This window comes from Sulfolobales archaeon (assembly GCA_038897115.1).
In the GTDB taxonomy this organism is placed as follows: Archaea; Thermoproteota; Thermoprotei_A; order Sulfolobales; family AG1; genus AG1.
The window spans coordinates 1-2704 of record JAWAXC010000182.1 but is presented as its reverse complement, the minus strand read 5'-3'; the positions used below and the strand labels follow the sequence as shown (position 1 = coordinate 2704).

The 2704-nt window shown below is 44.5% G+C and carries 3 protein-coding genes; 1 reads left to right on the top strand and 2 read right to left on the bottom strand.

Annotated features, from left to right (window positions below):
* Positions 1–239, top strand: a 239-nt coding sequence (locus tag QXE01_12535; GenBank protein MEM4972065.1) for a secondary thiamine-phosphate synthase enzyme YjbQ, incomplete at its 5' end; no start/stop codon positions are given.
* Positions 240–413: 174 nt separating this feature from the next.
* Here the strand turns inward: QXE01_12535 and gatB are convergent.
* Positions 414–1868, bottom strand: coding sequence for an Asp-tRNA(Asn)/Glu-tRNA(Gln) amidotransferase subunit GatB (gene gatB, locus QXE01_12530; protein ID MEM4972064.1), 1455 nt, complete (start codon positions 1866–1868; stop codon positions 414–416).
* An 11-nt stretch (positions 1869–1879) separates the two neighbouring features.
* The coding region (locus QXE01_12525) for an amidase family protein (protein ID MEM4972063.1) at positions 1880–2704 on the bottom strand (825 nt) is incomplete at its 5' end.

Here is a 2704-nt window from a genome sequence, read left to right as displayed (position 1 = left end):
GCAAAGATCTATATGATTTCTTTGAAAAACTAGCTCCAGAGAAGGGGAGCTATGAGCATAATAGAATTGATGATAATGCAGATGCCCACCTCCTTAGCTCCCTTTTCAAGCAGTTCTACATATTTCCGATCCACGATGGGAAACTCATAAGAGGGACATGGCAGGAGCTGATAATAACAGAGTTTGACGGCCCAAGGACTAGGATGATCATAGTTATGGTGCTAGGGGATAAGAGATGATTAAAGAGCTTTAACCATCAGCTATCGGTTAAGCGATCTATAGCACATATCCACACACATTTCTGATGCCCTGGGTCTATATTATTAAAGATAAGGGTTAGCAATAATTTTAACTAGATTGTCTACATCATAAGGTGTATCATTATTATTCCATAGTCTCTAATGCTTTGCTCATCATGATTGAGGATCTTTGGTGATCCCCAGCTTCTTCCTTATTATATAGCTTATCTTCTGTGGATCAGCCCTTCCTCTCGTCATCTTCATAACCTGCCCCACTAGGTAGTTTATCGCCTTTGGATTCTTCTTAGCATCCTCTACAGCCTTTGGGTTCTCTCTAATAACTTTTTCCGCAAGCGATTCTAGCTCTGCCTCATCGCTTATCACTATAAGCCCCTCTCTCATAACCAGCTCCTCTGGATCCTCGCCGTTTATAACAACCCTCTCTAAGATCATCTTCGCTATCTTTATACTTATAATGCCTCTATCTAGCATTGATAAAAGCTTCGCTATATGCTGTGGCTTTGCCTTCACCACATTGAAGCTGCCGCCCTTGCTGTTAACGATTCCTAGGAAGTCGTTTATCAATAGATCTGCTATCTTTGGAGCATCCCCATAGATCTTGACTGTCTCTTCGAAGAATTCTGAGAGCGCCTTCCTAGAGACTAGAACCTTCGCTACATATTGTGATAATCCATAGCTCTTAACATATCTCTCAGCTCTATGCCATGGGAGCTCTGGCATTGAGGCTCTTATCTCCTCTATTAACTCATTTGTCAGAGGTATCGGCGGTAGATCGGGGTCTGGGAAGTATCTATACTCCTCCTCAAACTCCTTATATCTAGAAACCACTGTAACCCCTTTAACAGGATCCCAATGCCTCGTCTCTCTTTTGACGGTGCCTCCTCCCATTAACAGGGCGCTCTGCCTGATCACCTCGTAATTTATCGCCTTCTCTATATCCCTTATAGATCCTATATTCTTAACCTCAACCCTCTCCCCACCGTTTATCGATATGTTTACATCTACACGGAATGCACCCTCAAGATCTGGATCGCAGATCCCTAGATGATCGACAAGTGTTAAGAGCTTCTCCAAAAACGATCTTGCCTCCTTACCGCTAGATAGATCAGGTTCTGTAACCACCTCTATCAACGGGACACCGGATCTATTGTAGTCTATAAGGCTATAGGGGCTCTTAACCGGGTCACCATATGGGTATGTGATCCTGGCTGGGTCTTCCTCAACACCGATCCTCCTGATCCTAATAATTTTAGCCCCCGAGTCTCCCTCTATCTCGAGCGAGCCTCCAATAGCTATAGGAGCCATTCCAGGCCCCCTATGCTGGCTTATCTGATAACCCTTAGGCAGATCTGGGTAGAAATAGTGTTTCCTCACAAAAACTACGTGATCGTTTAATCTAGATCCGAGGGCTAGTGAGAGCATAACAGCCTTCTTAATAACCTCCTTATTAGGAACCGGTAGAGAGCCTGGAAGGCCAAGGCATACTGGGCATATGTTTGTGTTTGGAGGCGCATCCCTATAGCTTGCGGGGCATCCACAGAACATCTTACTCCTAGCTCTATTCACCTGTATATGTATCTCGAGGCCAATAACTGCTCTTAGCTTCATTACACTCCACCTCAGATCTGTGGGGTTATATTATAGTATCCAATTATGATCTCAGCTGCTCTTCCGATTAATATGAGATCCTTATCCCCCATGGGAGGGCCTATTAGTTGAAGCCCAACAGGCAGAGATCCTGTGAAGCCTGCAACGACATTTATAGCTGGTGAGCCTATGAGGTTTGGCACAACAGTCTCTATATCCATTGCATAGAGTTTAATAGGATCCTCTATAGCCTCTCCCAGCCTAGGCGGTCTAATAGGCATTGTAGGCGATGCTATATATCCTCTTCTCAGGAGAGGCAGCAGCTTATCCCTCAAAACCCTCCTAACCTTGAGGGCCTTTATATAGTATTGCTCGTAGTAGCCTGCGCTAAGAATGTAGCTCCCAAGCATTATCCTCCTCTTAACCTCCCTACCAAATCCCATGGATCTTACTTTAGAATAATACTCATCCCAGGGAAGACTCGTGGGATCCTCCTTAAGGCCATAGATCGGGATACCATATCTCGCTAGGTTAGAGCTTGCCTCTGCAAATGCTATAACATAGTATGCTGGCAGGGCATATCTTATCTCGGGAACACTGACTTCTTCGTATGAGAAGCCCGAGGATATCAGCTTATCGATAGCGCCCATAACAACCTTATAGATCTCATCCTCAACGCCTTCCCACATCTCTTTTATAGCTATTAATCTGGCATTTGGAAGATCTATCTTGTCCCCCATATCCAATGCCTTCTTATAAAGCCCGGAGATATTTAGATCTAGTGATGTGGGATCCATAGGATCCTCACCAACTATTTGTTCGAGAAGCAACGCTGCATCTATAGAATCCCTTGTGAT